Source organism: Nocardia sp. NPDC004151, from assembly GCF_042874235.1.
In the GTDB taxonomy this organism is placed as follows: domain Bacteria; phylum Actinomycetota; class Actinomycetes; order Mycobacteriales; family Mycobacteriaceae; genus Nocardia.
Genome location: NZ_JBIAMR010000035.1, coordinates 1 through 4,186 on the forward strand (window position 1 = coordinate 1; position 4,186 = coordinate 4,186).

At 68.8% G+C, this 4,186-nt stretch carries 4 protein-coding genes and 1 pseudogene; 3 read left to right on the forward strand and 2 right to left on the reverse strand.

The genetic code is table 11. The features are described from left to right. Positions 1–387: pseudogene (locus ACFYTS_RS36485) on the forward strand (hypothetical protein); the annotation flags it as partial. A 198-nt stretch (positions 388–585) separates the two neighbouring features. Here the strand turns inward: ACFYTS_RS36485 and ACFYTS_RS36490 are convergent. Next, positions 586–786, reverse strand: a complete 201-nt coding sequence (locus ACFYTS_RS36490; RefSeq protein ID WP_357289714.1) for a hypothetical protein — start codon at positions 784–786, stop codon at positions 586–588. Between the two features lie 822 nt (positions 787–1,608). Between ACFYTS_RS36490 and ACFYTS_RS36495 the strand changes: the two genes are divergently transcribed. Beyond that, entirely contained in the window at positions 1,609–1,812 is a 204-nt protein-coding gene (locus tag ACFYTS_RS36495) for a hypothetical protein (protein WP_387309758.1), read from the forward strand. Between the two features lie 179 nt (positions 1,813–1,991). Here the strand turns inward: ACFYTS_RS36495 and ACFYTS_RS36500 are convergent, their stop codons facing one another. After that, on the reverse strand, positions 1,992–2,900 hold the full coding sequence (locus ACFYTS_RS36500) for a helix-turn-helix transcriptional regulator (protein ID WP_387309759.1): 909 nt from the start codon (positions 2,898–2,900) through the stop codon (positions 1,992–1,994). A gap of 129 nt (positions 2,901–3,029) precedes the next feature. Between ACFYTS_RS36500 and ACFYTS_RS36505 the strand changes: the two genes are divergently transcribed. Then, positions 3,030–3,875 (forward strand): NAD(P)-dependent oxidoreductase, encoded by an 846-nt coding sequence (locus tag ACFYTS_RS36505; protein WP_387309760.1) that lies wholly within the window; start codon positions 3,030–3,032, stop codon positions 3,873–3,875. Positions 3,876–4,186: the final 311 nt, after the last annotated feature.

Sequence of the window (4,186 nt, forward strand, 5' to 3'; positions counted from 1 at the left end):
ATTTGCCAACGTGGACAGCGCTTTCCAGCTCACGTGTGGAGGGGTGCCGCTTCGCGGCACCCCTCCACACGAACTACTTTCAAAACACGGCCTAGCGCTGGCCCGGCTGTCCTAGCGCTGGCCCGGCTGTCCTACGACCAGGCCCGTGACCTGCTCGACGCCGCGACCGCCGTCGACGGGCCGGGGACCGGGTGGGATCTGCACGAGCTCCGGCATTCCGTGCTCACCCATCTCGGCGAGGCTGGCGCGAGCCTGCTGGAGCTGATGGCCAAGTCCCGGCACCGCAAAGCCGAGAACCTACGCCGTTACTACAAGCCGTCGCCGCAGGCGATGCGCGATCTCACCGGCGGCGATCGGCCCGGGCGCCGATCGCCGCCGGTGAACTGACCTGCGGTTACCCGAACTTCGTTGGTTTCTGCGCCATTACTACCTGAACCCCAGCCCGAAGATGTCGCGTCCCGCTGGCGGCGGGCCCGCGTGCGGATCGCGCTGCAGCTGACTTATGGGCGCGCGTCCGAGCGTCGGCGGGCGCGGATCCTGGCGCGGCGGTGGGCCGCCGAACCGTAGGGTTCCGGCCATGTGCGGTCAGATCGTGGTTCCCACGACCACGTAGTTGCCGCTGTTGTCAATCTCTTCCAGCACGCGCAGCGGCGACACCGCGTCGTGGTCGTCGCCGGGATGCTTGTCATGCGTCCACCACCCGCCGGTCGGGCATTCCACCCAGTGGATCCGGTTGGTGCAGGCGCGGCATCGAGAGAAGATGGGATGGCTGTCGGCGTCACGCATTCGGGTCTCCTTTCGAATACCCGCCCGGATGTCGGACGGGAGCGGTTCTGACAGTTAGTTCGGTACGGAGTTGGGGTCGGTATTGGCGGGCCCGGTGATCGCGTCGCCCGCGTCCTGTGCCTGCGACTCGATCGAGTCGATCGACCGCGCGCCGATACCGCCATGACGGCCGCCTGCCCGAGCCCGACGCCGTCATCGGCACCGGCCCGCGCGCCCACGTTGCCTGGCTGCGCGAAACCGCCGAGGCATGGAAAACGGCCGGGCCAAGGGGATCTTCCCGCCGCCGGGTGTGAGATGTCCTGCCATAGCGGACCGTCAGCGAGGTGTTGCAGATGCCGAAGAGCCCGGTGACGGCGTGAGTACTTCACCGTGACAGCGATCTGTTGTCGGCGGTTCTCCCTATGGTTGGGCGTATGACCGACATTTCGCCCCTGGCCGCCAGGCGCGGGCCCGGTTCGGCGACGCCGGCGTGCACGCGATCGTGCGGGCCGGACGCACCGTGCACGCGCGACAAGAACGCAGGCACCCTCGGCGTTTTCCTTCCGTCCGGCGCTGAGGGCTAAGGGGTTGCGACCGGCGGCGTCAGCATGGCATTGCGCGCTGTCCAGGGAGGATTTGCTCGGATTGCGCCGGTACTGAAGTACAACTTCAGCTGGTCCGTAGCCGCCACACTGCTCTCGGCCTTCACTGAAGGCTGGTGCGAACTGATTGTCCAGGACGGATCAGGCCCGATCCTCCCCCAGGGACAACGCATCGTCCACTTGTGGAACCACATCTCCCAAACCACCGCCAGCGGCGAAGGCGGCGAAGGCGGCGACCAAATTGACCTGGACCGAATCACGGGGTCCCGTCAAAATCTACGTCCCGGACATCGAAACGACTGTCGCATTGGCCGAAGGCCAGATCTTCCACGTGACACTGCTCGGTGCCGCCGTCACCGTGCAGTCGGGAAGCGGTCTCTTCGCCTCGTCCTTCGCCTCTGCCGGTCTCGACTGCTCGGCTCTCTTCTTCACTGTCACCATCTGACACACTGGCATTGGTCGGCAAGCACCGAATCAGATGTCGGAGATGGCGATCCGATGATTGTGCGATGGTGAGGCACGGCGGCGACGCCTGTGCCAACACTCCCGCGCCCAAGAGACGACGGATTGCGGTGAGCGATCAACCGTTTGCGCAACATCGGCTGGATCGTTTCACGGACCTGGTCAGCCCGCCTGGTGACGGTTCGCGTGCGGCGCGGTCTCCTCGTCCTGGTCCAGCCCACCGGCGCGCGGCGCCGCGAAGCCGAGCAGCATCATCGCGTCGTGATCGGGCGTGCCCGGCTCGGCCTGGTACACGACCAGCCGCTGCCCCTGGTCACGGGCCACGGTGAAGACCTCGTAACTCAGCGTCATCCGCCCGACCGCCGGATGCTCGAAACACTTGCGCCCGTTGGTACGGGCCCGCACGTCGTACCGCTCCCACAGCGCGGCGAACTCCGGGCTCTTCACGATGAGTTCGCCGATCAGCCCGGTGATGTCGGGCGCATCCGGGTTCGACCCCGCGACCGCCCGCAGGTGGGCCACCGTCGCGGTGGCGACCTCGTCCCAGTTGCCGTACACGCGCCTGCCGTCGGGGTGAAGGAAGGTGTATCGGGCCGTGTTACGCAGCGGCGCCGGCCACTCCTCGATGCCGGGCAGCAGCCGCATCCCCTGGTCGTTGGCGGCCAGCAGGTCGTTCGCCCGGCTGAGCAGGTAGGCCGGGTAGGGGCGGACGATGTCGAGCATGCGGCGCACCTCCGACCGCACCGTGCGCGGCGCCTCGTCGCCGCGGGCCGCCGCGGCACGGGCGGGGCCCGCGGCGTGGCCGAGCTCGAACAGATGCCGGCGCTCGTCCTCGTCCAGCCGCAGCACACGCGCGACGGCCCCCAGCACTGCCGGGCTCGGGCGGCTCTGCTTGCCCTGCTCGAGCCGCGTGTAGTACTCGATGCTCAACCCCGCCAGCATCGCCACCTCCTCCCTGCGCAGCCCGGCGGTGCGACGCCGGCCCGTGGTCGCCGGCAGGCCCGCCTCCTGCGGCGTCACCCGCGCCCGCCGCGACCGCAGGAAATCTCCCAGGTCCATCTGATTCGTCACCAGACGAGTATGTCCCGGCACCGGGTCGCCGTGGGGCGCCCTGCCAGGGCCCCCCTCGAGGGGAGCTGCCTCGCGCCGGGCACGGGCAGCAGACTTGCCAGGCATACCGAACGAGACGGGAGAACCGAGATGACGAACGTTGCCGTGGTGGGCCTGGGCATCATGGGCCGGGGCATGGCCGACAACCTGCTGAAGCACGGGCACCAGGTGACGGTGTGGAACCGGACCGCCGGCCGTACCCGTGGCCTGGTCGAGGGGGGCGCCACGCGCGCCGGGACGCCGGCTGAGGCCGCGGCCCGCGCCGAGGTGGTCTTCGAGGTCACCGCCAATGACGAGTCCTCCCGCGAGGTGTGGCTCGGACTCGACGGCATCGTGGCCGGCGCCCGCCCTGGGACGGTGCTGATCTCGTCGGCGACGCTGTCGGTGTCCTGGGTGGAGGAGCTCGCGGCCGAGTGCGCGCGGCGCGGCCTGGCCTTCTTCGACATGCCGGTCACCGGGGGCAGCGCCGGAGCCCAGAGCGGGAACCTCGTGATGCTGGCCGGCGGCGACCAGGCCGGGCTGGCCGCGCTCGAGCCGATGCTCGGCGCGATCGCCAGCGACGTCAGGCACTTCGGGCCGGTCGGCGCTGGCACCAGGTTCAAGCTCGTGCTCAACGCCCTGCAGGCGATCCACTTGGCCGCCTTCGGCGAGGCGGTCAAGCTGGCCGCCGCGGCGGGGCTGGACGTGGAACAGGTCGGCGCGGCGCTCGTCGACCGGCCCGGCGGGGTCATCACACAGCTGGCCTGGCAGAGCCTCGGCACCACGCCGGAGCCGATCAACTTCTCCGCGGAATGGGCGCTCAAGGACCTCAACTACGCGGCGCGCATGTCCGAGCAGGTCCACCACCCGATCCTGGACGGCGTCCTGTCGGTCTTCTCCGACGCCGTCGCGCAGGGCCGCGGCCACGAGGACTGGAGTACCGTCAACAAGGCATGAGCGTCCGCCGCGCGGTCGAGAATCGTCACACCCGCCTGACGAATAATCGCGACCTTGCCTGTCACCAGATCGCTCGACGGGCCGATTGTCGGGCCGGATGCCACTGTGAAGAACAACAATTGATGGTTGTGGGTGGATCCGAAAATGTGATTTCCCGTGGAATCCGGTCCTGGCTAACGTCTCCGGCGTGAGTGTGACTCGCTCGCGATCAACATCTGAAGGTGCGAAACATTGATTCGTCGACATGTCCGGAACGGCCGGCGCGGGGCGCGAGCCGCGGCCTTCCTCGCCGCCACCGCGGTTCTCACCGG